The following is a 26,257-nucleotide window of genomic DNA, read 5'->3' on the forward strand; positions in this document are numbered from 1 at the left end:
AGACCACAGAACCCGCCCGTAGACTGATCCGGTGCCCGCGGATCGCCTTCATCTCGTGCGCCACGGGGAGGTTCACAACCCCCGTCGCGTGCTCTACGGTCGGCTCCCCGGGTTCGGTCTGAGCGTCGACGGCCGGCACATGGCACGCCAGGCCGCCGAGTACGTCCGCGGGCTCGATCGGCCCGTGTCGGCCCTCATCGCCTCACCGCTGCAGCGCACGCGCGAGTCGGCCGAACCGTTCGTCTCGCTCTTCGGCATCGAGCCCGTGATCGACGAGCGCGTGATCGAGCCGACGAACGTGTTCGAGGGGCGCCGCATGAAGCAGGCGCTCGCGAACCCGGTCAACTGGCGGCACCTGCGCCGGCCCGCCGTGCCGAGCTGGGGCGAGCCGTACGCCCAGGTGGTCGCGCGGATGACGGCCGCCATGACCGATGCCTGGGACCGCGTGCCCTCGGGCGATGTCGTCATCGTCTCGCACCAGCTCCCGATCTGGGTGACCCATCTCGCCCTCTCCCTCCAGCCCACCCGCCACGATCCCCGGAAGCGCCGCTGCGCGCTGTCGAGCGTGACGAGCTTCGAACGGCGCGACGACGCCGACGGCTCCCGCTGCTGGGTCGAAGTGGCCTACGCGGAACCGGCGAGCACCGCCGGGGCCGTCGACGTAGGAGCCGTGTGATGCGCCGAATCCTGTCCGCCGCCGTGGTCGCGGTCCTTGCCGTGAGCCTGGCCGCCTGCACCACCGACCCGCTGGCCGAGCAGTACCGCTCGGGCGACAACAAGGGGTACATCGCGGGGGACTTCCAGACCCAGGAGATCGCCCCCGACCGGCGGGGGGAGCCCGTCGACTTCGCGGGCACCCTCGACAACGGCTCGCCCGTGTCGAGCGACGACTTCGCGGGCAAGGTGCTCGTCGTCAACTTCTGGTACGCGACGTGCGGCCCCTGCATCATCGAGGCGCCGCGACTCGAGCAGGCGTACCAGTCGTTCCAGGGCCAGGACGTCGCGTTCCTCGGCATCAACACGTACGACCAGGGTCCGACCGCGCTGTCGTTCGCGCGCGACAACAAGGTGTCGTACTCCAGCGCCCTCGCCGTGAACGACGCCGAGCTCAAGCTCGCCTTCAACGACAAGACGCCCCTGAACGCCACCCCCACCACCCTCGTGCTCGACAAGCAGGGACGCGTGGCGGCCCGCATCATCGGCGAGCTGCCCGAGGCGTCGATCCTCGAGTCCATGGTGCGTACCGTGCTCGAGGAGAACGCGTGAATCCGGGCGCTCTCGTCTTCGACGGGGCACTCTGGCTCGCGATCCCCATCGCCCTCGCCGCGGGACTGATCTCGTTCCTCTCGCCCTGCGTGCTGCCGCTGGTACCCGGATACCTCGGCTTCATCGGCGGCGCCGTCGCACCGCGGGGGAGCTCGGCATCCACCGCCGGCCGGGGCCGCCTGCTCGGCGGGACGCTGCTTTTCATCGCGGGCTTCACCGTCGTCTTCATGGCACTGAACGTGCTCGGCGGAGCCGCGGGGGCCTTCTTCACGCGCTACGGCGACGTCATCACGCGCGTCGTGGGCGTCGTCATCATCCTCATGGGCCTCGTCTTCATCGGGCTCTTCGGCATCGCCCAGCGCTCCGTGCGGATGCAGGCGCGCGGCAACCTCGGCCTCATCGGCGCGCCGCTGCTCGGCATCGCCCTCGGCGTCGGCTGGACCCCGTGCATCGGCCCGACGCTCACCGCGATCATCTCGGTGTCGTATATCGTCGGCGACCCCTGGCGGGCAGCGATGCTGGGGCTGGCGTACTCGCTGGGCCTCGGCATCCCGTTCATCCTGTTGGCCCTCGGCTTCGGCTGGGCGACACGGTCCGTGGCGTTCATCCGCAAGCACATCCGCCTGGTCAACCTCATCGGCGGGGCGCTGCTGATCGTGCTCGGCCTGCTGATGGTCGTCGGCGTCTGGGGAACGTGGATGTCGACGCTGCAGGGGGTGATGCTCAATGTCCAGCTCCCGCTCTGATCGAGAGGGCGTGCTGCGCCCGTCCGATCACGCCGACTCCACGCCCTCCGGCGACGGGGGCGACGACGTCACGCAACCGCGCCTGGGCGTCATCGGCTGGATGCGATGGGGCTGGCGACAGCTCACGAGCATGCGCACCGCGCTCGTGCTGCTGCTGCTCCTCGCGATCGCGGCCGTGCCCGGATCGATCGTCCCGCAGCGCAGCGCCGACCCCAACGGCGTGACGCAGTACTTCACCGACAACCCCGACCTCGCGCCGGTGCTCGACAAGCTGAGCATGTTCGACGTGTACACGTCGCCGTGGTTCTCGGCGATCTACATCCTGCTGTTCATCTCGCTGATCGGGTGCGTCCTTCCGCGCACCAAGCACCACTGGAAGGCGCTGCGCTCGCAGCCTCCGCGCACGCCCGCGCGGCTCGGTCGCCTCGACGATCACCGCGACGTGACCGTGCCGGTGCCGGAGGGACAGGATGCCGCTGCCGTCGCCGCCGCGGCCGTCGACAGCGCCGCCGCGCAGTTGAAGAAGAGCGGCTACCGCGTCGCCCGATACGACGGGCGGGGAACGTTCTCGGTCTCGGCCGAGCGCGGGTATCTGCGCGAGACCGGAAACCTCGTCTTCCACGCGGCCCTGGTCGGAGTGCTGATCGCCGTCGGCGTCGGCGGAGGCTTCACCTACACGGGCCAGCGCGTGCTCGTCGAGGGACAGGCGTTCGCGAACAGCCTGCTCGACTACTCGTCCTTCAACCCCGGACGTTTCGTCAGCGGCGACACCCTCACGCCGTACTCGATGACGCTCGACAAGTTCGACGTGAACTACGTCGCCCCCGGGCAGCCCGGTGGCGGGCAGGCCGGCGACTTCGTCGCGCACATGACCACGCAGGCACCCGGCGGCACCCCGCAGGACGGCGAGATCCGCGTCAACCACCCGCTCGATGTGCAGGGCGACCGCGTCTACCTCCTCGGCAACGGCTACGCGCCCACCGTCACCATCCGCAACGCCCAGGGCGAAGAGGTCTTCCACGACTCGGTCGCGTTCCTCCCGCAGGACTCCAACATGACCTCGCTCGGTGTGATCAAAGTCGCCGACGGCATGCCGGAGCAGCTCGGCCTCATCGGCTTCTTCTACCCGACGATGAACGTGCTCGACTCGGGCGCTCTGACCTCGACCTACGGTGCTCTCGAGTACCCCGTGCTGACCCTGCGCGTCTACGCGGGAGACCTCGGCATCGACGACGGCACGCCCCGTTCGGTCTACACGCTCGACCCGACCAACATGACGCAGCTCGCCGGTGGCGACAGCGGCACCCCCGCGATCCGGCTCATGCCCGGCGAGACCCAGGACCTGCCCAACGGGCTCGGCACCATCACCTTCGACAACGCCGCGCCGGCGGGCGCTTCGGGATACGACGGTTCGGTCAAGCGCTTCGTGTCGCTGTCGATCCACCGTGACCTCGCCGGTCCGTGGGTGCTCGCTTTCGCCCTGCTGGCCCTGTTCGGCCTGCTCGCCGCCCTGTTCGTTCCGCGTCGACGCATGTGGGTCAAGGCGACGCCGCGCGGCGGGGCGGTGCTCGTGGAGTACGCCGGTCTCGCCCGCGGCGAAGACCCGACACTCGCTGCGGCCGTCGATCAGATGGTCGAGAAGCATCGGGGGTCGCTTCCCGCGGCTGCTCCTGTTTCTGACGCTGCCGCTGCCGCGTCTGCGGCTTCGACCTCCGCGGGGGATGCCCCGAGTGACCCCGCGAACGGTGCCGAATCCGCTCCGACCGACCCGTCCCACCCCGACACCGGAAAAGTAGACTGAGACCATGCCCGGACCGAACTCGCTCCTCCTCGACGAGATCTCCCTTCTCCTGGTGTGGACGGCGGTCGGCGTCTATGTGCTGGCGTTCATCGCCTACGCCATCGACCTCGCGCGCCGTTCCGACCTCGCTGTGAAGGCGAAGGACCAGGTCGTCGCTCGCGAGCTCGTCACGGCCGGTGGCGGGGGCGTCATCGACGCCTCGGCCGGGGGTGTGGCATCCGGTCCCTCGTTCACCGACAAGCCGCGCTATCTGTGGGCGCGCATGGGGACGGCGCTGACCGCGCTCGGGTTCCTCTTCCACCTCGCGGCGACCGTGCTGCGCGGCTTCGCCGCCGGTCGCGTGCCGTGGTCGAACATGTACGAGTTCGCCCTGACCGGCCTGCTCCTCATCGTGATGGTCTACCTCGCGTCGCTGACGCGGTACGACCTGCGCTTCCTGGGGTCGTTCATCACCGGCCTCGCAATCGTGCTGTTGGGCGGCGCGACCCTGGCGTACCACGTCGACGTCACGCCGCTCGCCGATCCGCTCAAGTCGGTGTGGCTCGTCATCCACGTCTTCGTCGCGATCCTCGCGACCTCGCTGTTCGCGCTGGCCTTCGGGCTCTCGGTCGTGCAGCTGCTGCAGACGCGGCGCGAGCGCAAGCTCGTTGGTGCGCCGGTGGATGCCGCCGGCCGCCGCAGCTTCCTGCGCACGCTCCCGTCGGCCGACGCTCTCGAGTCGCTCGCCTACCGCTTCGCGATCGTCGGGTTCATCTTCTGGACCTTCACGCTCATCGCGGGCGCGATCTGGGCCAACGACGCCTGGGGTCGCTTCTGGGGCTTCGACACCAAGGAAGTCTGGACGTTCGTCATCTGGGTGCTGTACGCCGGGTACATCCACGCCCGCGCGACCCGCGGCTGGCGCGGCACCCGCTCGGCCTGGCTGTCGATCATCGGTTTCTCGGCCGTGCTGTTCAACTTCACGATCGTGAACGTCTTCTTCAAGGGCCTGCACGCGTACAGCGGTCTGACGCAGTAGGCACGCGGGGCGGCGCGCCGGGGTGCGGCCGCGCGCCCGCGCGTCCGCCGCGCCCCGCGCGCCCGCCCACCCGTTGAGTGTCCAAAACACGCCGTAACTCGAGTCGGAGTTGCGGCGTGTTTTGGACACTGAACCGGATGCCGCGGCTCACGGGCGCCAACCGGCGGCGCGGAGCGCGGCCACAACGGGAGCCACAACATCGCGTTCCGGGAAGTCGAGGTGGTGGGCGACGATGCGGACAAGGGTCCAGCCCTGCGCGGCGATAGCGCGCCAGCGGTCGGCATCCTTTCGAAACTGCTCAGCGTCGGCGTGCTGTCGTCCGTCGTACTCGACCGCCACACGGTGATCTCGGTAGGCCATATCGAGCCGGGCAACAAATGCGCCAGACGGATCGCGGAGCGTCCAGTTCAGGTCGGGTTCGGGGAGCCCCGCCTGGACGAGAATGAGTCGAACGCGCGACTCGCGCGGGGATTCGGAGCCGGGACGCGCGAGGCCCGCGGCCGAACGTAGCGCGACGATGCCCCGGTGGCGGTGCCTTCCCGCGGCCGCCGCGAGCGCAGCTGGCGGAACGTCGTGGGCGAGGAGCCAATCCCCGATCGCCACGAGGTCGGCCTCGCTGACGACCGTGGCGAGGTGCGCCCACGTCGCGACCTTCGCTGTCACGGGTAAGCCATCGAGCGTCGCGATCTCGTCAGACGAGAGGGTGAGGCGATGACCCATGACGCCCTTCGTGCGGGGCTCTCTTGCGGGAGGGACGGCGCTGACGTGTATGACCGCGTCGTGTCGGCAGGCCAACGGCATTCCCCAGAGCCGTGCCGCTGTCGCGTGGCTGAAGAACTGGCCGGGGTGCAGTCGTGGGAGATATGTCCGGCAGCGCTCGAGAACGGAATCGACGGGCACGTCAGCCGACGCGCGCACGCCGTGAAAAGGCGCGTTCAGGTCGCGCGCTATCAGCCGACGACGCGGGACGTGCAGTTCGTCGGCATCCTGCACATGAAACGCCGCGCCGAGGTTTGCGGGCAAGGGCCGGGGAGGTCGCATCGCGCCATCTCACCGGACTTCCGTCCGGCGTTTCGCTGTCCCCTCTCGTCTGTGGAGAGAACACCGCCCTGTGCAGAAGGAGTCGCCGCGTCTGCTCCCATCGCGTCGTGGACGGCCGCACCCCGTCGAGTGTCCAAGACACGCCGTTATGAAGGTGGCGGTTACGGCGTGTTTTGGACACTCAACGAAGGAGAAGGGATGCGGCGCCGCGCCCCGCCTACGCCGCGGCGAGCACCGCGGCGGCGCGAGCCGACGTCGTGCGGCGCCGAACGACCACCAGCGTTGTCACGATCAGCGCGAGCACGCCCCAGACCGCCAGCCCGGCGACACCGGCCCCGACTCCGCCTGCAGACGACAGGGCGCCGAGCATCGCGTCGTACGCGGGGGAGGTGGGCAGGAGCGACGCGATGCCGGCGAGTACGGGCGGAACCGTCGAGACGATCGTCGCGGCGAGGGCCAGGCTGCCGACGATCGCGGCGATCCATCTCCCGGCTCCACCGAACAGCGCGACGAGCGCCTGGTGCACCGCGGCGAAGGCGACACCCGCGGCGACGCACACGAGCGCGAACAGGGCCCAGTCGCCCCAGTCGTACTTGGATGCCACCTGCACCACCCCCGCGACCAGCAGACCCTGCACGGCGCCGACGAGCGCCGCGGGCGCGAAGCCGCGGAGGGCAACGAGCGCCGACGGGCGACGGCTGGTGAGCGCGCGGGCCGAGACGGCCTGGAACGCGACGAACGACGCCAGACCCCCGAACCACAGCACCGCCATCGCGAGCAGGGGGACGGCTGCGGCTCCGAAGAGCGAGTCGCTCGTCCCGGTCGCCGAGACGGGGTCGGCGACCACGTCGGCGAGGGTCGTCGCCTGCGCATCCGTGTACTTCGGCAGCTGTGCCACGGCGCTGTCGAGGCCGGAGGCCAACGACGAGGTTCCGGATGCCACCTGGCTCACGCCGTCGGCGAGCTGGCCGGCACCGTCCTCGGCGCCCTGGGCTCCGTCCGCGAGCTTCGCGGCGCCTCCCGCGGCGCTGTCCGCACCGCTGACGAGCTGACCTGCACCGTCGGCGGCCGTGCGCGCCCCGGTCGCAAGCTGCCCGGCACCGCCGGCCGCGGCCTGAGCGCCGTCGGCCAGCTGCGTCGCACCCGAGCCGAGCTGCGAGGCACCCGCGCCGAGCTGTCGCGCGCCGTTGCCGAGGTCGCTCGCACCGCCGGCTACTCCGTCGATTCCGCCCGCGATCGTGTTCAACCCCGTCTCCGCATCGCGCGCCCCGGATGCCAGTCCTTCGGCACCGTCCGCGAGCTTCGCATTGGCGTCGGCGATCGCGCGGACGCCCGCCGGCAGCTCGGCCGCCTGCCCGGCGATCTTGCCGATGTCGGTCACGGTCTGCTGGGCGTTCGGCAATTCGGCGTTCGCGCGGTCAGACGCGGCGCGCAGCTGCGTGCACAGGTCGGGGGTCTTCGCGGGGTCGCACGAGTCGGCGAGACGTTCGAGGTCTCCGGCCGCGGTGCCCAGCGCCTCGTTCACCTTCGGCGCTGCCGCGGCGACCTCCTTGGCGGTGTCCTCGAAGCCCGGGGGGATGGCATCCGCGATCTGACCGACTTGCGTGGCCAGCTGCCGATTGCCGTCCGCGATCCCGTCGGCACCCGTCGCGAGCTTGCCGACACCGGAGGCCGCGTCGCGGGTGCCGTTCGCGAGACTCGTCGCTCCCGCTGACAGCTTGTCGGCCCCGCCCGCGAGGCCGTCGAGTCCGCCGGAGAGCTGGCCCGCACCGTTCGCGAGATCGCCGGCGCCCGCGGCGAGCTTGCCCGTCCCGTCAGCGAGTTGGTCGGCGCCCGTGGCGAGCTGGCCGACGCCGCCGGAGAGCGAGCCGACACCGGTGGCCAGCTGACCGAGACCCGTCGAGAGGTCACCCGCTCCGTTCGACAGCTGCCCCAGGCCGTCTCGCAGGCCGTTCGCGCCCGTCGCGGCCTGGCCCGCGCCGTCGGCGAGCTGGTGCGCGCCGCTCGCGGCGCTGCCGAGCTGGTCGCTCAGGGTCGTGAAGCCGAGGAAGACGTTCTTCAGGTACTGCGACGACAGTTCGGTGCCGAAGACCGAAGAGGCGGTGGATGCCAGGGTCGCGGTGATCGCGCCGTCCACGACGCGCGCGTTGGGCGCGGTGGCGACGTCGATCGTGGCCTTCTCGGGCGTCTCTCCGGGGCGGGTCGACAGCGAGGCAGCCGTGAAGTTCTCGGGGATCGTGACGACCGCCGTGTAGGTGCCGTCCTTCAGGCCCGCCGCCGCGTCCTCGTCGTTCGAGATGACCCAGTCGATGTTGCTCGCCTGGTCATCGGCTCCCTTGACGAGTCCGCCGGTGAGCTGACGACCGAGCGGCACCAGCTGCCCATTGAGCTCGACGGCCTTGTCGTCGTTGACGATCGCGGCGGTCATGTTCTCGAGTCGGTCGGTCGGGTTGTACAGCGCGCCGACCAGGATGCCGCCGATGACGGCGGGCAGCAGGAGCACACCGACGAGGGTGCGCCAGGTCACGGGGCGGCGGGAGCGGGAGCGCTCGACGGGGAGAGTCATGCGAACACCTCGGAGAGATCGGCGAAGGTTTCGGGTTCGGTGTGATGCCGGCGCGGTGTCGGAAGGGCGAGGGATGCCACATCGGGGCGCAGCGCCTCGGACAGGAGCGCGAGGGCCCGGCGTTCGTCGCGCGCCGAGACGATGAGCGTGAGCGGGGACGACGCGTCGCCGGAGCGTTCGCGTGCCTCGGTTGCGGCGCGCCGCAGCACGCGCGCCACCTCGTCGCGGGCGTCGTCGTCGAGACGATCGACGTCCGAGACGACCACGATGCGCGTGCCTCGACCCACGGCGTCGGCCACGGTGCGTGCCGCGTCGGCCGTGTCGTCGAGCAGGGCCACCCCGACACGGGCTCTGACGGCCCCCGCGCGCTCGGGGACGAGCAGACCGTCGACGCGCAACCGCCCCTCGATCCCGCCGAGGCGTCCCGACAGGGCGAGCAGGAGCGTGCGGGTCGTCCGACTCTCACCGGTGACCAGGAGGGTTCCGCCGTATCCGAGGCGCAGGGAGATGTCGCGGAACACCGGCTGGTCGGCATCCGAGGATCCGACGGCGGTCAGCTCGTCGGCGGCGACGGCGATGGCGGGTTCGCTCGGCCAGTCGGCGAGCCGCACCTCGCGCTCGACCGCCTCGCCCTCGACGTCGAGCTTCGGCAGCAGACGGTCGAGCCAGCGCGGCATCCACCAGGCCTTGTCGCCGAGCAGGGCGAGAACCGCCGGGACGAGTGTCATGCGAACCAGGAACGCGTCGACGGCGACGCCGACGGCGAGGCCCAGGGCGATCGGTTTGAGGCTCGAGTCCCCCTCGGGGACGAATGCGACGAAGACGGCGAACATGATGACGGCGGCGGCGACGACCACGCGAGCCGAGCCCACGAACCCGCTGCGGACGGCACCGAGCGCGACCTCGCGCGGCGTGCGACCCTCGCGGTTCGCGTGGACGTAGTCCTCTCTCATGCGCGAGACGAGGAACACCTGGTAGTCCATCGCGAGGCCGAAGAGCACGCCCATCACGACGATCGGCATGAAGCTGATGATCGGGCCGACCTTCGCGACGTGCAGGGTGTCGGCGAACCAGCCCCACTCGAAGACCGCGGCGACCACGCCGAACGACGCGGCGACCGAGAGCAGGTATCCGCCCGCGGCGGTCAGGGGAACCCAGATCGAGCGGAAGACGATCATCAGCAGGATCAGCGAGAGGCCGACGACGAAGATCCCGAACGGGAGGAGGGCGGCGCCGAGCTGGTCGGAGATGTCGATCGTGACCGCGGTGTAGCCGGTGACGAGAAGGCGCACGCCGAACTCGTCGTACAGCCGCTGCTCCTGCGAGCGCAGCTCGCGCACGAGATCGGCGGTGCGCGGATCGTCGGGGGCCGTCTCGGGAATGATCTGGACGATCCCGGTGTCGGCGGTCTGGTTCGGGGTGGCGAGGGCGACCTCGGCGACGCCGGGGATCTTGGCGATCTCGTCGCCGATGTCCTTCATGAGGTTGAGCGGATCGTTCGAGGTCACGATCGTCCCGGTCATGATCAGCGGGCCGTTGGCGCCGGGGCCGAAGTACTCGTCCGTGAGTTCGTACGCGACGCGCGCGGGGTTGCCGACGGGCAGCTGTCCGGCGTTCGGGAGGGTGAGGGCGAGGCTTGCGGCGGGAATCGCGGTGACCCCCAGCAGACCGATGATCGCGACGGTCGTGACGACGGGATGCCGGGTCACCAGGCCCACCCACCGGCGCGCGGGGCCGTTGCGCTGGGCGCGGATCGACGCGGTCTCCGCCTTCTTCTCGCGCTCGGCAGCGTCCGCCGCAGCGGCCGCGGCGACCGTGGCGTCGTCGGCGGGCCCGGTGGCCGCGCGGGCACGGCGGGAGGGCTCCTTCGGCCTCTTGAAGCCCCACCCGACCACACGGTGTCCGGCGAAGCCGAGGAAGGCTGGGGTGAGCGTGAGCCCGACGCACACGGCGATGGCCACGGCGACGGACGCCGCGATGCCCATCGTGGTCAGGAACGGGATGTTCGCGAAGCCCAGACCGATGAGGGCGATGAGAACGGTGATCCCGGCGAACACGACGGCCGAGCCGGCGGTGCCCACGGCGCGGGCGGTGGACTCCTCGGGGTCCATGCCCGCGCGGGTCTGATCCTGATGTCGCGACACGATGAACAGCGCGTAGTCGATGCCGACCGCGAGTCCCAGCATCACCGCCAGCAGGGGAGTGGTCGATGAAACCGTCGCGAAACCGGTGGCGATGAAGATCAGCGCCACAGAGAGGGCCACGCCGAGCAGGGCGGTGGCCAGCGGCATCCCGGCCACGAGGAACGAACGGAACGTCACCATCAGCACGAGGGCGGCGATCACGACGCCCAGGGCCTCGGTGAGGGACGCTCCGGGGATCTCGGTGGCGAAGAGCTGTCCGCCGAGGATGGCCTGCGCGCCGGACGGGAGCGCGGAGCCGAGCGCCGTCGTCGCCTCGTGCAGAGCGTCCTCCGTCGCCTGAGGGACGGAGGACGCCTCGCCCGCGAACTGGATGCGCACGATCGCGGCGCGGTTGTCGTCGGCGATGCTGCCGGAGATGTTCGCGTCGTAGGGGTCGGTGACGGCCTCGACGAAGTCGAGCGTGCCGATGTCGGTGGTCGTCTTCTGGATGGCGTCCTGGTACGCCTGATCGCGCACGCTCGCGCCGTCGGCCGCGACGACGATGATCTCGGCGCTGGCCCCGCTGACCTGGGGGAAGGTGCGGTCGAGCATCTCGAGACCGGCCTGCGACTCGGTGCCCGGGATGGTGAAGGTGTTGTCGGTTCCTTTCGCGAGCAGCGCGACGCCGCCGCCCGCGAGCACGAGGATGAGCAGCCACGCGCTCAGGACCCGCCACGGGTGACGGAACGACCAGCGGCCCAGGGTGTACAGGAAAGTTGACACGGTGGCGGCTCCCACGATCGGCGGACAGTCGATACATCACCGTATCGGATACAACAATGTATCGTATTCGCGGGGAGAGGACTCGAACCTGAGTCTCGGGTGTGAGCAGGAGGATGTGGATGACGGATACGGCACCGGCGCCGTCGCGTCGACGGGAGAACACGCGCACGCGTCTCATGGATGCCGCGGCCGAGATGTTCGCGGAAGTCGGCATCGAGGCCGCCTCGGTCGAGGCGATCTGCGAGCGAGCGGGATTCACGCGCGGTGCCTTCTACTCGAACTTCGCCTCGAAGGAGGAACTGTTCCTCGCGCTGTGCGCGCGCTCCGCCGAGACGACCATCGCGTCGGTCCGCGCGCGCGTGACCTCGATCGAGGATCGGGGGCTGAACGGGGCGGGCGATGTCATGCAACTCGTCCAGGAGGTGCTCGAGGCGACCGGCGAGGACCGCCTCGATGTGCTCCTCGGCGCCGAGACACGTCTGCAGGCCCTGCGCAATCCCGAGTTCGCCGAGGCCTATCTGACGCTGAACCAGGGGCTCGGCGAGAGCGTCACGCAGCTCGTGCGCGACATCGCCGACGCGCGGGGGCTGGCGTTGCGGGTCCCCGCCGAGGTGGCGACGGAGCTCCTGCTCGCGGTGTGGATCTCGACGTCCGAGACCGCTCTGCTGACCAATCAGGCGGTGACCGTGTCGCGCGTCCAGCTGGCCGAGCGTCTGTCGCAGGTCGTGGGCCTCATCCTCGAGTGAGCTCGAGCGCGGCGTGACAGCGCCGCAGCCGGTCCAGCCACCAGTCGCGACGATCGTCGTTCGCCGCGACGCGATCGAGATCAGCGGTCGTCGGGCGCGGGCGCTCAACGGGCAGGACTCCGCCCCGGGCGCGGAGCGGGGATGCCACCACGTCGGCCGTGAAGAGCGACGCGGTGCCGAGCCCGCAGTCGTAGTCGAGCGCGGGGAGCGCCGCGGCCAGGGCGACGCCCATCGAGAGGCCGATCGACGTGTCGAGAGCGCTCGAGACCACCGCGGGCAGTCCCGCCTGCGCGACGATGTCGAGCGCCGCGCGCACGCCGCCGAGCGGTTGGGCCTTGACGACGAGCAGATCGGCCGCTCCCATCCGCGCCACCCTCAGCGGATCGTCGGCCTTGCGCACGCTCTCGTCGGCGGCGATCGGGATGTCGAGGTACGCGATGCGCTCGCGCAGCTGCGCGAGTTCGTCGACCTCGGAGCAGGGCTGTTCGACGTACTCCAGGTCGAACTCGGCGAGGGCGTGCACGGCCCGTTCCGCCTCATCGACGTTCCAGGCGCCGTTCGCATCGACGCGCACACGACCCTCGGGACCCATCGCCGACCGGACCGCCCGCACCCGCGCGACATCGTCGTCGAGCACCTGCCCCGCCTCGGCGACCTTGACCTTGACCGTCCGGCATCCGTCGTACCGGGCCAGGATTCCCGGGACCTCGGATGCCGCCACGGCGGGCATCGTGGCGTTGACGGGGACCGTATCGCGCCGGGCCGTCGGTGCGGGGTTCCAGCCGAAGTCGAGCGCGGCCGCGAGCCAGGTCGTCGCCTCGGCGTCGGAGTACTCCACGAACGGCGAGAACTCCGTCCATCCCTCCGGCCCCTCGAACACGACCGCCTCGCGGGTCTCGACGCCGCGGAAGCGAGCGGCCAGCGGCAGGGCGACGACCCGCGCCGTGGCGAGGACGTCGTCGAGCGGGGGGAGGGCAGCGGTGCTCATCCCTCCATCCTGGCCCCCGGGTCGGCGGCCGGGAATAGGCTGGCGCCATGCTCTTCGACACTCCGGTCCGCCTCGGCGTCCAGATCCAGCCGCAGCACGTCCAGTACTCCGACATCCGCGATGCCGTCTTCCGTCTGGAAGAGATGGGCGTCGACATCCTCTTCAACTGGGATCACTTCTTCCCCCTCTACGGAGACCCCGACGGCGAGCACTTCGAGTCGTGGACCATGCTCGCGGCGTGGGCCGAGCAGACCGAGCGCGTCGAGTTCGGCGCGCTGGTGAACTGCAACAGCTACCGGAACGCCGACCTGCAGGCCGACATGGCCCGCACCGTCGACCACATCAGCAAGAAGGGTGGCGACGCCGGCCGCTTCATCTTCGGCACCGGCTCGGGCTGGTTCGAGCGCGACTACGACGAGTACGGCTACGAGTTCGGCACGGCGGGCTCGCGCCTGAACGCGCTCGCGACCGACCTCGACCGGATCGTCGACCGCTGGGGCAAGCTCAACCCCGCCCCCACCCGCAAGATCCCCGTGATGATCGGCGGCAAGGGCGAGCAGAAGACGCTGCGCATCGTCGCGAAGCACGCCGACATCTGGCACAGCTTCGTCACGCCCGAAGAGCTGCCCCACAAGCTCGGTGTCATCGAGAAATGGGCTGAGACCGAGGGTCGTGACCTCTCCGGCCTCATCGTCTCGAACGAGCTCAAGGACCGCGACGAAGAGGTGGCGGACGCCCTCTTCGACGCGGGCACCCGCCTGTTCACGCTCGGCTTCTCGGGCCCCGAATGGGACTACTCGCTCATCGAGCGCTGGTTGGCCTGGCGCGACGGCAAGAACGCCTGAGCATCTCGCGCTTCGCGCCCGCGCCCATAAACACGATTCGCTCGCGGAAACGCGTGCTCCCCGTGTTTATGGGCGCGGATCGCGTTTATGCGTGAGGCCGTCGGCTCGCGCGGGTCGGCCGGAGCCCGGCTCCTCCCCGCGCCGCCGGTCGTAGGCTGGAACGGTGACCGTCTCCGAGCTGTTCGACCCCGCCGAGTGGACTCTCGCGCCCGGTGCCGAGCGATACACCGACATCACCGCGCACGTCACCCACGACGGGAGGATCGCGCGCATCGCGTTCGACCGCCCCGAGGTGCGTAATGCCTTCCGCCCGCACACCGTCGACGAGCTGTACACGGCCCTCGACATCGCGCGGCAGGACCACCGCATCGGCGTCGTCCTGCTCACCGGCAACGGCCCGAGCCCGAAGGACGGCGGCTGGGCCTTCTGCTCGGGCGGTGACCAGCGGATCCGCGGTCGAGACGGCTACAAGTACTCGCACGAGGAGCACGTCGTGCACGACCCCGGTCGCGCCGGACGCCTGCACATCCTCGAGGTGCAACGTCTCATCCGCTTCATGCCGAAGGTCGTCATCGCCGTGGTGCCCGGGTGGGCGGCGGGCGGCGGGCACTCGCTCAACGTCGTGTGCGACCTCTCGATCGCCAGCGCCGAGCACGGTCGCTTCAAGCAGACGGATGCCGATGTCGGCTCGTTCGACGCCGGTTACGGCTCCGCCTACTTCGCGCGTCAGATCGGGCAGAAGTTCGCACGAGAGGTCTTCTTCCTCGCGGAGGAGTACTCGGCGCAGCGCGCGTACGAGCTGGGGGCGGTCAACCGCGTCGTGCCCCACGCCGACCTCGAGCGCGAGGCCATCGCGATGGCCCGCACGATCCTCACGAAGTCGCCGACGGCGATCCGCATGCTGAAGTTCGCGTTCAACGCGGTCGACGATGGGCTCGTCGGGCAGCAGGTGTTCGCCGGGGAGGCGACGCGCCTCGCCTACGGCACCGACGAGGCGGCCGAGGGGCGCGACTCCTTCCTCGAGAAGCGCGACCCCGACTGGTCCGACGTGCCGTGGCATTACTGAGCGCCGGAGTCCGGGCGTGAGGCTCGAGGCCCCGGCATCCGGGGATCCTCGCGACGTCGTACGAGCCCTCCGCGCGGCCGTACTCGGTGCGGGTCCCGCCGTCGCGCTCGGCGGTGGGGACCTGGCCGGCGAGGCACCGGCGGGGACCGCGGCCGTCGTGACCACCTCGGGCTCGACCGGCGTGCCGAAATCGGTGGTGATCTCTCGCAACGCCCTGATCAGCAGCGCTTACGCGACGGCCGCGCGCATCGGCGAGGGGGCGTGGCTCCTCGCCGTGCCCGCGACCTACGTGGCCGGCGTCCAGGTGATCGTGCGCGCCCTCCTCGCCGATCGGGAGCCCGCCGTCGTCGCGGGTCCTTTCCGCCCCGAGCCGTTCGCGGCGGCGGCCCTCGGTATGGCTTCCCACATCGACGGCGCGCGCGTTCCGAGTTACACCTCGCTCGTTCCCGCGCAGTTGCAGAGACTCCTGGATGCCGCGGACCACGACGACACCGTCGCCCAGGCGCTGCGCTCGTTCGAGGCCATCCTCATCGGCGGCCAGGCGCTCGCCCCCGCGGTTCGCGAGCGCGCGGCGGCGGCCGGGGCGCGGATCGTGCGTACCTACGGCTCGACCGAGACCAGCGGTGGCTGCGTGTACGACGGGGTGCCGCTCGACGGCGTCGACGTCGCGATCGTGGAGGGGGAGGTGCGCCTGTCGGGCCCGACGCTCGCCGAGGGGTACCTCGGCGACCCCGAGCGCACGGCATCCGTCTTCCCGACCGACGAGGCCGGCCGGCGGTGGTACCGCACGGGCGACGGGGGAGAGCTCGTCGACGGCGTGCTGCGCGTGACCGGCCGTCTCGACAACGTCATCGTCTCGGGCGGGGTCAACGTGTCGCTCGACCGGGTCGAGGCGGCGGTGCGCGGCATCCGGGGTCTGGAATCGGCGGTGGTCATCGCGATCCCGGATGCCACCTGGGGGCAGGGGTCCGCGGTGATCGTCCCGGGGCTCGCGCCCGACGCCGAGGCCGACACGCTCGCTCGCGTGCGTGACGCCGTAGCCGAACAGGTGGGGCCGGTGGCGCGCCCGGCGCGCGTGATCGCCGTCGACGACCTGCCGACGCTGTCGTCGGGCAAGCCCGACCGGGCGTCGTTGGCGCGGCGGTTCGACGGCGCGGGCTTAGGATGACCCTCCGTGGCAGCACAGTCTCGTAAGCGCTCGCGTCCCGCCCCGAAGCGTCGTCCGCACGGCAATCCGCAGAAGCACAAGAGCGGGGCACCGCAGGCCGTGACCCCCGCCACCGCGCGCGACTGGATCGCCGCCGCCCGGCTGCGGACGCTGCCGCTCGCGATCACTCCGGTGCTGATCGGCACGGGAGCCGCGACCCTGGTCGACGACCAGCTCCACGGGGTGATCGCCCTCGCGTGTCTCGCGGTCGCGTTCGCGCTCCAGATCGGCGTGAACTACGCCAACGACTACAGCGACGGCATCCGCGGGACCGATGACGTCCGCGTGGGACCCGGGCGTCTGACCGGCGGCAAGAAGGCAAAGCCGCGCACCGTGCTCATCGTCGCGCTCGCGTTCTTCGCGCTCGCCGCGCTCGTGGGCCTCGCGATCGTCGTGCGCACAGGCCAGTGGTGGCTGATCGCGGTCGGCGCGGTGTGCATCGTGGCCGCCTGGTTCTACACGGGAGGCAAGCGTCCCTACGGGTACAACGCGATGGGCGAGCTGTTCGTCTTCGTGTTCTTCGGCCTGGTCGCGACCCTCGGCACCACCTGGGTGCAGGTGCAGGAGATCCCGCAGGAGGCGTGGTTCGGCGCGGTGGCTGCGGGGCTCCTCGCGTGCGCGGTGCTGCTGGCCAACAACCTGCGCGACATCGATCAGGACCGTCTCGCCGGCAAGCGCACGCTCTCGGTGCTGATCGGTCGCCGCGCGACGCAGGTGCTCTTCACGCTGTTCGTGATGGTCCCTTTCGCTATCTCGGCGTTCCTCGCCCTGTTCTACCCCGTCGCCTGGCTGACGCTGATCGCCCTTCTCGGCGCGCTGTCGTCCGTGCTGATCGTGTGGACCTACCGCACGCCGCGCGAGCTGATCACCGCGCTGCAGGTCACGAGTTTCACGTCAGTGGCGTACGGCGCACTGCTGTTCTGGGCCTTCGTCGCCTGAGTCGAGGAGCCGGGACGGGGCTCATCGGCCGGACGCGTCGGGCTTCGTGCGAGCAGCGGAGCCGGGCGGGGCTCAGCGCTCGGACGCGTCGGGCTTCGTCGGTTCTGCCGCCGCGTCGGTCTCGGGCGACGCGGCGTCGACGACCGCGTCCTCCGCATCGGCGTCGGCTTCGGCACCCGAGCGGCGACCCGCCGTGGCGCGAGCGGCGCGACGTTCGGCGAGTCCGCCGGTCACCTGGTCGAGCGGGCGGCGGAGGAAGAGCAGCGAGAGGCTGAGCCCGATCAACGCGGCGAAGACGGCGGCGAGCCAGGGGAGTTCTTGGAACACCGGGAACAGCAGCAGGATGCCGAGCGGCACGAGGAACGCGAGCAATCGCAGGACCGTGTAGACGAGGGCCGAGCGAGCACGCATTCTCCCATTCTACGGCGGGGCACGGGCTCGGCGGCGCCCGGCCCGTGTCCAGCCGACGCACGTAGAATCGGTCCATGGCACGGCTGCTTCTGGTACTGGCGCTCGTGGCGACCGCCTTCTGGGTCTACACGATCGTCGACTGCGCGGTGCAGCCCGCGACGCGACACCGCGGGGTCAGCAAGGGCGCCTGGATGGTCATCGTCATCCTGCTGCCCGTGCTCGGCGGCATCCTGTGGTTCCTCGTCGGCCGCGGTCGCGCGGGTGCCCCCGCGCTGCGGCGCGCGCCGGACGACGACCCCGAGTTCTTGGGACGCCTCTCGTCCGCCGCCCGCGCCGACCAGGACGAGCGCATCCGCCGCCTCGAAGAAGAGCTGGCACAGCTCGACTCCGAAGCCGACGACCCGCGCGATGCACGCCCGGAGACCCGGGACGACCCCGGCGACGACGATGCCCGCGGACAGCGCGGCGCCGTCAGCTGACCCGTGAGCACGCCCATCGAGCGCGCCGCGGTGCCCGCGACCGACGCGGCATCCGCCCTCCTCGCCGGCCTCGTCGCCCGCGGGGTCCGGCACGTGGTCGTCAGCCCCGGTTCGCGCTCTCAGGCCCTGGCCCTCGTGGCAGCCGACCTCGAGCGGGCGGGCCTCGTGCACCTGCACGTGCGCATCGACGAACGCGTGGCCGGATTCACCGCGCTCGGCGTCGGCCGCGAGACCGGCATGCCCGCCGTCGTCGTCTGCACCTCCGGCACCGCGGTCGCCAACCTGCTGCCCGCGGCCCTCGAAGCCCACCACGCCGGTGTGCCGCTCCTCCTGCTCACGGCCGACCGTCCACCCGAGCTCCGCGGCGTCGGCGCGAACCAGACCACCCGCCAGCCCGGGCTGTTCCGCGCGGCCGCACGCTTCGAGGCCGACCTTCCCGTCCCCGAGGCCGTCGACCACGACGGCACCGCCGAACAGACCGCCGAGTTCGACGCGGTCGCCGCGACGGCGCTCGCCGCTTCCCTCGGCGAAGGAGCGCGCGCGGCGGGCCCGGTCCACCTCAATGTTCCGCTGCGTGAACCGCTCGCGGGCGCCGCTCCGGAGTGGCTGCTCGAGCGCGCCACCGCGCGGCCGGTGGCCCCGCCCGTCGACCTCGAGAGCGACGGCGAGGCCGAGGCATCCGGTGCTCTTTACCAGGGCGGAGGCGGCATCGGGGTCGCGGACGTCGCCCCCGAGACCGAGGCCGCGTTCCCGCTCGAGCTCGGCCCGCGCACGATCGTCGTCGCCGGTGCCGACGCCGGGCCGGCCGCCGAAGAGCTCGCTCACCGCGGCGGCTTCCCGCTCGTGGCCGAGATCGTCAGCGGGGCACGGTTCGGGCGCCAGGTCGTGCACGGGTATCGCGCGCTGCTGCGTGACCCCGAGCTCGGCGGCCGCATCGAGCGCGCGGTGGTGCTCGGTCATCCAACCCTCAGCCGCGAGGTCGCGACACTCCTCGGACGCGAAGACGTCGAGGTGATCGCGGTGCGCGGGCCCGGCGAGCCGGTCAACCTCAACGGGACGACCCAGGGAGTGGATGCCATCCGCGTCGCGGGCGGCGAGATCGACCGCGCGTGGCTCGGCGCGTGGATGCGCGCGTCGCGCGAGGCGGCGGTCGACCTGTCTCCGCCCGCCCCGGACGCCGACGGTCTCGCCTCGGCCGTGCCGCACGAACGCCTCGGTGCTATCAACGCCGAGGTCGAGGTCATCCGCGCCCCGCTCGACCGCGCCGCTCTGGTGGATGCGCTGTGGCGGGCGACGTGGCCGCACGATCGGCTGATGTTCGGATCGTCCCGCCTGGTGCGCGTCGCCGACGAGCTGCTGAGCGGCAAGAAGGTGTCGGTGCATGCGAATCGCGGACTCGCCGGCATCGACGGTACGATCGCCACGGCCACCGGGATCGCGCTGGCGAGTCAGATCGAGGAGCGCCCCGGCGTGACCCGCGTGCTGCTGGGCGACCTCGCGTTCCTCCACGATCTCGGCGCGCTCCTGCTGCCCCCGGGCGAGGAGGAGCCCCGCCTGCAGGTCGTCGTCGGCAACGACGGCGGGGGCACGATCTTCGACGGCCTCGAGGTCGCCGCCGTGGCCGGTGCCGACGCGATGGAACGCGTCCAGTACACCCCGCAGACGGCACGCCTCGAACAGCTCGCCCTCGCGTTCGGCTGGGAGTACCACCGCGTCACCACGCGCGTCGCCCTCGACCAGGTGCTCACGGCCCCGGGCGGCGGGCGGCAGCTGATCGAGGTCCCGCTGCCGCGCTGAGCTCCTGCCGCGCTGACCCCTCGCAGGATCGCCTTCGCGTCAAGGCGTGGCGCGATGTCGGTGGTTCGCGCCACGATGACGGGATGAGCACGAGCGAAAGATGGTCGGTTCCCGCGTCCGAGGCGTTGAGCGTCGCCCCGGGATTCCGCCTCGCCGACATCGACACCCGAGCCACCCCCGGGTATGACGGGAAGAAGGCCGACGGCCAAGCCGATCTCGAGGCCGGGATCGCCCCGCTCTCGGGTCTGCAAGAGCGTCTGTTCGCCCAGAGTGTCGCCGGCACGGCGACCGGTTCCGTCCTGCTCGTGCTGCAGGCCATGGACACCGCCGGCAAGGGCGGCATCGTGCGACACGTCGTCGGCTCCGTCGACCCTCAGGGTGTCGAGCTCGCGTCGTTCAAGAAACCGACCGCCGAAGAGCTCTCGCACGATTTCCTGTGGCGCATCCGTAAGCGGCTTCCGGATGCCGGCCGGATCGGCGTCTTCGATCGCTCACACTACGAAGACGTGCTGATCGGTCGTGTCCGCCAGCTCGCCCCGGCGGACGAGATCGAACGCCGGTACGGTGCGATCGTCGGATTCGAGGCCGAGGCGGCGGATCTCGGCATCCGGCTCGTCAAGGTCATGCTGCACATCTCGAAGGACGAGCAGCGCGCGCGTCTCGCCGAGCGTCTCGAGCGGCCCGACAAGCACTGGAAGTACAACCCGTCCGACGTCGACGAGCGCGAGCTCTGGGACGACTACATGGACGCCTACCAGGCGGCGATCGAGCGCACGTCGACGCCGCTCGCGCCGTGGCACGTGATCCCCGCCGACCGGAAATGGTACGCGCGCTTAGCGGTGCAGCGCCTGCTCATCGACGCCCTCACCGACATCGACCCGCGGTGGCCGGCGGCCGATTACGACGTCGACGAAGAGAAGCGCCGCCTCGCGGCATCCTGACCCGGAACCCGGCTCAGGCGAGTGCGTCCACGATGGGCCGGAACTTCACGCGCGTCTCGAGCAGCTCCGACTCCGGGATGCTGTCCGCGACGATCCCCGCCCCCGCGTAGGCGGTGATCGGCGCGGTCGGGGACGAGGGCTCGGCGCGATCGATCTGGGCGCACCGCAGCGCGATCGCCCACTCGCCGTCGCCCGAGGCGCCGATCCAGCCGACGGCCCCGGCGTAGCGCCCACGGTCGAACGGCTCGAGGCGGCGGATCACGTCGATCGCCGCGTTCGTCGGCGTTCCCGCCACGGCCGCGGTGGGGTGCAGCACGCCCACGAGATCGAGCGACGACGCCGCCTCGCTGAGCACGCCCTCGACGTCGGTGGCGAGGTGCCACACGTTGGGCAGCTTGAGGGTGAAGGGCTGCTCGGCCGCCGCGAGCGCCGAGGTGTGCGGACGGAGCGCCGTGAGCACGCTCTGCACGGCGAACCGGTGCTCCTCGTGGTCCTTCGTGCTCTGGGACAGAGCGAGGGATGCCGCGGCATCGGTGTCGGCGTCGGCTCCGCGGGCCACGGTCCCGGCGAGGACGCGCGCGGTCACCGTTCCGCCCGACACGGTCACGAGGGTTTCGGGACTCGCGCCGATCAGCCCGTCGACCGCGAAGATCCAGCAGTCCGGATACCCCTCGTGCAGCGACCGCACGAGACGGCGGAGGTCGGAGCCCGCGGGAATGGTTCCGGCGATGTCGCGCGCGAGGACGACCTTGCCCACCTCGCCGGCGTGGATCGCCTCGACGCCGAGGCGGACGGCATCCTGATACGCCTCGGCGGTCTGGCGGCCCGGGCCGAGGGTCGCCGACCAGTGCGGTCCGAACGGGGACCGGGGTGGCAGCTCGGGTTCGGGCTCGTCGGGGGTGTCGTCGAACGCGAGACGCGTGACCCACGCACGCCCGCTGTGGCGGCCGACGATCGTTCCGGGGACGCGCAGCACGCTCTCGCGCTCGGAGCGGGGGTCGAAGACGAACGATCCGAACGCCACGAGTCCCGTGCCGGGGAGCTGCACGGGGTCGTCGACCTCGGCGGCCGCCGCGATCGCGCGCCACCGGTCGGCGACGCTCGCGTCGCCCGGGCGTGCGCCGTGATAGCGCAGGGTGAGCAGGTCACCGAACGCGGCGAGGGACTCCCCGCGACGACTCCAGAAGAGCGGGTCGTAGGGGGTGGTGTACGCGAGCACATCGTCCATCGGGGGCAGCTCGCGCGTCACCACGCGCAGGCGCGGCACGGCGTCATCCGCGGGTTCGATCACGTTCTCGAGCGTAGACCCGCTCTCGGCGGGGCTCTCGGCATCCGTTCGCCGTCGACATAACGCAGGAGATCTGCGGGCTCGTCGCCGCTGACCGCGTGAGACCGCGGGTCGCCGGTTGTGTCGGGGGCGCGCTGTGCCGCGGGATGCGCCCGGCTGTCGGTGGCCCGTTTTAGACTCGCGACATGCCCTCCCGTCCCGCTCCCGGCACGCGCCTGATGTTCCGCTGGCGCAAGTGGGACGGTTCGCCCCACTGGGTGCAAGACAGCGTCTACCTCGGCTCCGACGACTGGGGCGATTGGTTCGGCCAGCAGGTGGGCTGGCGCAGCGCCCGCCCCGGGGCCGAGTTCGTGTGCCGCCAGCCCAACGTCACGCTGGTTCCCCCGAGCGGTGACTGGGCCTTCACCCACAACGCCGCCCCGCACCCGGTGGCCGTGTACATCGACCTCGCGTGGGACGTCCGGTGGAGCGACGACGGGGTGCCCGGCGGCATCGACATGGATCTCGACGTCGTCCGCCGCACCGACGGTCGCGGCACGTGGATCGACGATCGCGACGAATGGGACGAGCACCGCGTGCAGTACGGCTATCCCGGCGACATCGTCGCGCACCTCGAGGCCACCGCCGTCGAGCTCGAGCACCGCGTGCGCGAGGGCATCGCGCCGTTCTCCGACGCCGTGACCGGGCCGTGGCTCACGCGTCTGGCCGAGCTCGCAAGCCCCGAAGACCCGGCGCGTCCGCCCGCCTAGACTCGACGGGTGAGCAGCGACCCCAACCGCGCCGACCTCGGCAAGGACCCGCAGCGTGTCAGCGGGATGTTCGACCAGGTGGCCCCCGCCTACGACCGCACCAACACGGTGCTGAGTCTCGGCAACGACCGCTTCTGGCGCGCCGCGACCCTGCGGGCCGTCGCGCCGAAGCGGGGCGAGCGCATCCTCGATCTCGCCGCGGGCACCGGGACCTCGTCGATGGCGTTCGTCCCCAGCGGTGCGCACGTCGTCGCGGCGGACTTCTCGAGAGGGATGATCGCCGAGGGACGCCGTCGCCACGGAAACGTTCCGAACCTCGAGTTCGTGCAGGCGGATGCCACCGACCTGCCGTTCCACGACGAGGAGTTCGACGCGGTCACGATGTCGTTCGGGCTGCGCAACGTCAATGATCCGCGGCGCGCTCTGCGCGAGCTGCTCCGGGTGACCCGTCCCGGTGGCCGGATCGTGGTGTGCGAGTTCTCGCACCCGCCGTCCCGCGCGTTCAACGGCCTCTACCGCTTCTACAACGACCGCGTCCTGCCGATCGCCGCACGCGCGGTCAGCTCGAACGCCGAGGCATACGACTACCTCAACGAGTCCATTCGCGACTGGCCCGACCAGCCGACGCTCGCCAGCTGGATGCGCGACGCGGGCTGGGATGCCGTGGCCTACCGCAACCTGTCATTCGGCATCGTCGCTCTGCACCGCGGCATCCGTCCCGCCTGATGCGTGCGGCGCGACCGACGCGTGCGCACACGACCTCGCTCCGCAGACAGCCTGTCAACCGTCGAGATAGCCGAGGGACGGCGCGAGCGCGCCAGGATAGGCTGAAACCGTGACCCCGAGACTGCCCGCGGCCAGCACCCGCCTGTCGGGCAAGCTGGGCCTGAGTGACCGCATCTTCGCCGGACTGCGTTCGCGCACCCTGCTGTCGACCGTCGAGGCGGGTCTCGCGCGCGTCGAGGGCACGCTCGAAGAAGAGGTGCGCAGCGCCGATCGCCTCGCCGACGTCACCGCCCGGTACCTGTACGAGGCCGGTGGCAAGCGCGTCCGGCCAATGCTGGCGATCCTCACGGCGCAACTCGGGCGCGGAACGACGCCCGAGGTCATCGAGGTCGCCACTGCTCTCGAGCTGACGCACCTCGGCTCGCTGTACCACGACGACGTCATGGACGGTGCCGACAAGCGCCGCGGGGTGCCGAGCGCCCAGACGGTGTGGGGCAACAACATCGCGATCCTCACCGGTGACCTGCTGTTCTCTCGCGCGAGCCAGCTCATGGCCCGGCGCGGCGAGCGGGCCATCCAGCTCCAGGCTGACACCTTCGAGCGGCTCGTGCTCGGGCAGATGCATGAGACCGTGGGCCCTGCGGAGGGCGACGAGCCCGTCGACTTCTACCTGAAGGTGCTTGCCGACAAGACCGGTTCGCTCATCGCCGCGGCCGCGCAGTGCGGCGTCATCTACTCCGGCGCCCCCGAAGAGTTCGAAGAGCCCATGGTGGTCTTCGGCGAGAAGGCGGGCGTCGCTTTCCAGCTTCTCGACGATGTGATCGACCTCTCGCCGGACGCGTCCGAAACGGGCAAGGTGCCCGGCACCGACCTGCGCGCGGGCGTGCCGACGATGCCGTACCTGCTGCTCGGGCACCGCTCCGACGCCGCGTCCGCCGATCTGCGCACGCGCATCGACGAGGGGCAGGAGCGCATCGCGGCCGGCGCCGACCCGGCGATCCTCGACGCTCCGCTCGCCGAGCTGCGCGATCACGACACGACGCACGAGACGCTCCGCCTCGCGCACCAATGGTCGCAAGAGGCGATCGACGCCCTCGCACCGCTGCCCGACGGTGCCGTGCGCGAGGCGCTGACGCGCTTCGCCCGCGCGGTCGCCGATCGTTCGGCCTGACTTTTCCACCACCCCCCCCGATCCCGATCGAGAGGACCCCATGACGAAGCTGCGCCTCGCCATCGTCGGAGCCGGCCCCGCCGGCATCTACGCCGCCGACATCCTGCTGAAAGCCGAGCGTCAGTTCGACGTCTCGATCGACCTGTTCGAGCAGCTTCCGGCACCCTACGGTCTGGTCCGTTACGGCGTGGCTCCCGACCACCCGCGCATCAAGGGCGTCATCACGGCGCTGCGCGAGGTGCTCGACCGCGGTGACATCCGCATCTTCGGCAACGTCCGCTTCGGCGAGGACATCACTCTCGACGACCTCAAGCAGCACTACAACGCGGTGATCTTCTCGACCGGCGCGATCCGCGACGCCGACCTCGACATCCCGGGCATCGATGTGGAGGGCTCGTACGGCGCCGCCGACTTCGTCAGCTGGTTCGACGGTCACCCCGACGTGCCGCGCGAGTGGCCGCTCGAGGCCGAGTCGGTCGCGGTCATCGGCAACGGCAACGTCGCCCTCGACATCACGCGCATGCTCGCCAAGCACGCCGACGACCTGCTGCCCACCGAGGTTCCCGACAACGTGTACCAGGGGCTGAAGGCCTCGCCCGTCACCGACGTCCACGTCTTCGGCCGCCGCGGTCCCGCGCAGGTGAAGTTCACCCCGCTCGAGCTCCGTGAGCTCGGCGAGCTGCGCGACGTCGACATGGTCGTCTACGACGAGGACTTCGACTACGACGAGGCCTCGCTCGCCGCGATCCAGACGAACAAGCAGGTCAAGGTCATCGACCGTGTGCTGCAAGAGTGGCGCACCCGCCCGGGCGTGAACAACGCCGGGGGAGAGGCATCGCGTCGCCTGCACCTGCACTTCTGGGCCAAGCCCGTCGAGGTCGTGAAGGATGCCGAGGGCCGCGTCGCCGCATTCCGGTACGAGCGCACGAGGCCCGACGCCGAGGGCGGCGTCGTCGGCACCGGCGAGATCCGCGAAGTGCCGATCCAGGCGATCTACCGCGCGGTCGGCTACTTCGGTTCTCCGCTGAAGGACATCCCGTTCGACGAGCGCCACGGCGTGATCCCCAACCACGAGGGCCAGGTGCTGTCGGCCGAGTCGAACGAGCGCATCCCCGGTGTTTACGCGACGGGGTGGATCAAGCGCGGCCCCGTCGGCCTCATCGGACACACCAAGTCGGATGCCATGGAGACCGTGCGCCACGTCATCAACGACCAGGGCGAGTGGTGGCGCCCCGCTCACCCCGAGGAGGAGGCGATCCCCGCCCTGCTCGAGGAGCGCGGCGTCCGGTGGACCGACCTCGACGGCTGGCACCGCCTCGACGAGCATGAGATCGCCCTCGGCGCGCCGCACGAGCGTGCGCGCATCAAGGTCGTGCCTCGCGACGAGATGATCGCAATCTCGCGCGGCGAGTGATCCTCATCGAACCGCCCCGTCTTCGGACGGGGCGGTTCGTCGTTCGCGCACGCGTGCCGCGCCACAGGGTGAAATCCCCGGGATGCAGGTGTAGCTCCCCTCCGTGATGGGTGTTCGGGGCGCCATAGCCCCGGTAGCGTGGCGCC

At 71.0% G+C, this 26,257-nt stretch carries 23 protein-coding genes; 17 read left to right on the forward strand and 6 right to left on the reverse strand.

Going from position 1 to position 26,257, the window contains the following annotated elements; translation table 11 throughout:
* The first annotated feature begins 31 nt into the window (after positions 1 to 31).
* From AB0O24_RS09085 to ccsB, 5 genes are read left to right on the forward strand one after another with little or no spacing between them, the layout of a single operon-like run.
* A complete protein-coding gene (locus AB0O24_RS09085) occupies positions 32 to 676 on the forward strand; it encodes a histidine phosphatase family protein (RefSeq protein ID WP_363374258.1) in 645 nt (214 codons plus the stop codon).
* Positions 676 to 1,266 (forward strand): TlpA disulfide reductase family protein, encoded by a 591-nt coding sequence (locus AB0O24_RS09090; protein WP_363374260.1) that lies wholly within the window; start codon positions 676 to 678, stop codon positions 1,264 to 1,266. The genes AB0O24_RS09085 and AB0O24_RS09090 overlap by 1 nt, the downstream gene beginning before the upstream one ends.
* Positions 1,263 to 2,012 (forward strand): cytochrome c biogenesis protein CcdA, encoded by a 750-nt coding sequence (locus tag AB0O24_RS09095; protein ID WP_363374263.1) that lies wholly within the window; start codon positions 1,263 to 1,265, stop codon positions 2,010 to 2,012. Before AB0O24_RS09090 ends, AB0O24_RS09095 begins: the two co-directional genes overlap by 4 nt.
* Complete coding sequence (locus tag AB0O24_RS09100; protein WP_363374265.1) at positions 1,993 to 3,813, forward strand: cytochrome c biogenesis protein ResB; 1,821 nt, start codon at positions 1,993 to 1,995, stop codon at positions 3,811 to 3,813. Before AB0O24_RS09095 ends, AB0O24_RS09100 begins: the two co-directional genes overlap by 20 nt.
* A gap of 4 nt (positions 3,814 to 3,817) precedes the next feature.
* Complete coding sequence (gene ccsB / locus AB0O24_RS09105; RefSeq protein ID WP_275801689.1) at positions 3,818 to 4,831, forward strand: c-type cytochrome biogenesis protein CcsB; 1,014 nt, start codon at positions 3,818 to 3,820, stop codon at positions 4,829 to 4,831.
* Positions 4,832 to 4,978: 147 nt separating this feature from the next.
* On the opposite strand, the gene AB0O24_RS09110 is transcribed toward ccsB, so the two are convergent.
* The 3 genes from AB0O24_RS09110 to AB0O24_RS09120 all read right to left on the reverse strand — a co-directional run bounded on the left by AB0O24_RS09110 (position 4,979) and on the right by AB0O24_RS09120 (position 11,344).
* Positions 4,979 to 5,551, reverse strand: coding sequence for a DUF559 domain-containing protein (locus tag AB0O24_RS09110; protein ID WP_363374268.1), 573 nt, complete (start codon positions 5,549 to 5,551; stop codon positions 4,979 to 4,981).
* Between the two features lie 538 nt (positions 5,552 to 6,089).
* On the reverse strand, positions 6,090 to 8,438 hold the full coding sequence (locus AB0O24_RS09115; RefSeq protein ID WP_363374271.1) for a YhgE/Pip domain-containing protein: 2,349 nt from the start codon (positions 8,436 to 8,438) through the stop codon (positions 6,090 to 6,092).
* Positions 8,435 to 11,344 (reverse strand): MMPL family transporter, encoded by a 2,910-nt coding sequence (locus AB0O24_RS09120; RefSeq protein WP_363374273.1) that lies wholly within the window; start codon positions 11,342 to 11,344, stop codon positions 8,435 to 8,437. The genes AB0O24_RS09115 and AB0O24_RS09120 overlap by 4 nt, the downstream gene beginning before the upstream one ends.
* A gap of 119 nt (positions 11,345 to 11,463) precedes the next feature.
* On the opposite strand from AB0O24_RS09120, the gene AB0O24_RS09125 reads away from it, so the two are divergent.
* Positions 11,464 to 12,090, forward strand: a complete 627-nt coding sequence (locus AB0O24_RS09125; RefSeq protein WP_275799472.1) for a TetR/AcrR family transcriptional regulator — start codon at positions 11,464 to 11,466, stop codon at positions 12,088 to 12,090.
* Here AB0O24_RS09125 and AB0O24_RS09130 read toward each other — a convergent pair.
* On the reverse strand, positions 12,077 to 13,078 hold the full coding sequence (locus tag AB0O24_RS09130) for an o-succinylbenzoate synthase (protein ID WP_363374276.1): 1,002 nt from the start codon (positions 13,076 to 13,078) through the stop codon (positions 12,077 to 12,079). The genes AB0O24_RS09125 and AB0O24_RS09130 overlap by 14 nt on opposite strands.
* Before the next feature lie 47 nt (positions 13,079 to 13,125).
* Between AB0O24_RS09130 and AB0O24_RS09135 the strand changes: the two genes are divergently transcribed.
* The 4 genes from AB0O24_RS09135 to AB0O24_RS09150 all read left to right on the forward strand — a co-directional run bounded on the left by AB0O24_RS09135 (position 13,126) and on the right by AB0O24_RS09150 (position 17,135).
* Positions 13,126 to 13,923 (forward strand): LLM class F420-dependent oxidoreductase, encoded by a 798-nt coding sequence (locus tag AB0O24_RS09135; protein WP_363374279.1) that lies wholly within the window; start codon positions 13,126 to 13,128, stop codon positions 13,921 to 13,923.
* A gap of 163 nt (positions 13,924 to 14,086) precedes the next feature.
* Positions 14,087 to 14,989: a 1,4-dihydroxy-2-naphthoyl-CoA synthase gene (locus tag AB0O24_RS09140; protein WP_058596855.1), complete on the forward strand. Its 903-nt coding sequence runs from the start codon at positions 14,087 to 14,089 to the stop codon at positions 14,987 to 14,989.
* 16 nt (positions 14,990 to 15,005) lie between these two features.
* The gene (locus tag AB0O24_RS09145; protein ID WP_363374282.1) at positions 15,006 to 16,157 is read left to right on the forward strand and encodes an AMP-binding protein; all 1,152 of its coding nucleotides are present in this window, start codon (positions 15,006 to 15,008) and stop codon (positions 16,155 to 16,157) included.
* Between the two features lie 6 nt (positions 16,158 to 16,163).
* Positions 16,164 to 17,135, forward strand: coding sequence for a 1,4-dihydroxy-2-naphthoate polyprenyltransferase (locus tag AB0O24_RS09150; protein ID WP_363374284.1), 972 nt, complete (start codon positions 16,164 to 16,166; stop codon positions 17,133 to 17,135).
* Positions 17,136 to 17,207: 72 nt separating this feature from the next.
* On the opposite strand, the gene AB0O24_RS09155 is transcribed toward AB0O24_RS09150, so the two are convergent.
* Entirely contained in the window at positions 17,208 to 17,546 is a 339-nt protein-coding gene (locus AB0O24_RS09155; RefSeq protein WP_275797043.1) for a DUF4229 domain-containing protein, read from the reverse strand.
* Between the two features lie 74 nt (positions 17,547 to 17,620).
* On the opposite strand from AB0O24_RS09155, the gene AB0O24_RS09160 reads away from it, so the two are divergent.
* From AB0O24_RS09160 to AB0O24_RS09170, 3 genes are all read left to right on the forward strand, one after another.
* Positions 17,621 to 18,025 (forward strand): PLD nuclease N-terminal domain-containing protein, encoded by a 405-nt coding sequence (locus AB0O24_RS09160; RefSeq protein ID WP_275797041.1) that lies wholly within the window; start codon positions 17,621 to 17,623, stop codon positions 18,023 to 18,025.
* 3 nt (positions 18,026 to 18,028) lie between these two features.
* The gene (menD, locus tag AB0O24_RS09165; protein ID WP_275797039.1) at positions 18,029 to 19,822 is read left to right on the forward strand and encodes a 2-succinyl-5-enolpyruvyl-6-hydroxy-3-cyclohexene-1-carboxylic-acid synthase; all 1,794 of its coding nucleotides are present in this window, start codon (positions 18,029 to 18,031) and stop codon (positions 19,820 to 19,822) included.
* A gap of 83 nt (positions 19,823 to 19,905) precedes the next feature.
* Positions 19,906 to 20,763 carry a polyphosphate kinase 2 family protein gene (locus tag AB0O24_RS09170; protein WP_275797037.1) on the forward strand — a complete coding sequence of 286 codons (858 nt, stop codon included), beginning with the start codon at positions 19,906 to 19,908 and terminating at the stop codon, positions 20,761 to 20,763.
* A gap of 13 nt (positions 20,764 to 20,776) precedes the next feature.
* Here the strand turns inward: AB0O24_RS09170 and AB0O24_RS09175 are convergent, their stop codons facing one another.
* A complete protein-coding gene (locus AB0O24_RS09175; protein WP_275797049.1) occupies positions 20,777 to 21,991 on the reverse strand; it encodes an isochorismate synthase in 1,215 nt (404 codons plus the stop codon).
* Positions 21,992 to 22,236: 245 nt separating this feature from the next.
* Here AB0O24_RS09175 and AB0O24_RS09180 point away from each other — a divergent pair, with 245 nt between their 5' ends.
* The 4 genes from AB0O24_RS09180 (at position 22,237) to AB0O24_RS09195 (ending at position 26,111) form a co-directional block, all read left to right on the forward strand.
* Positions 22,237 to 22,800, forward strand: a complete 564-nt coding sequence (locus AB0O24_RS09180) for a DUF402 domain-containing protein (protein WP_363374289.1) — start codon at positions 22,237 to 22,239, stop codon at positions 22,798 to 22,800.
* A gap of 9 nt (positions 22,801 to 22,809) precedes the next feature.
* Positions 22,810 to 23,526, forward strand: coding sequence for a demethylmenaquinone methyltransferase (locus AB0O24_RS09185; RefSeq protein ID WP_058596862.1), 717 nt, complete (start codon positions 22,810 to 22,812; stop codon positions 23,524 to 23,526).
* A gap of 109 nt (positions 23,527 to 23,635) precedes the next feature.
* On the forward strand, positions 23,636 to 24,697 hold the full coding sequence (locus AB0O24_RS09190; RefSeq protein WP_363374292.1) for a polyprenyl synthetase family protein: 1,062 nt from the start codon (positions 23,636 to 23,638) through the stop codon (positions 24,695 to 24,697).
* Positions 24,698 to 24,737: 40 nt separating this feature from the next.
* Complete coding sequence (locus AB0O24_RS09195) at positions 24,738 to 26,111, forward strand: FAD-dependent oxidoreductase (RefSeq protein ID WP_363374295.1); 1,374 nt, start codon at positions 24,738 to 24,740, stop codon at positions 26,109 to 26,111.
* The last annotated feature ends 146 nt before the right edge of the window (positions 26,112 to 26,257 follow it).

It is taken from the genome of Microbacterium sp. NPDC086615 (assembly GCF_040686055.1).
Taxonomy (GTDB): domain Bacteria; phylum Actinomycetota; class Actinomycetes; order Actinomycetales; family Microbacteriaceae; genus Microbacterium.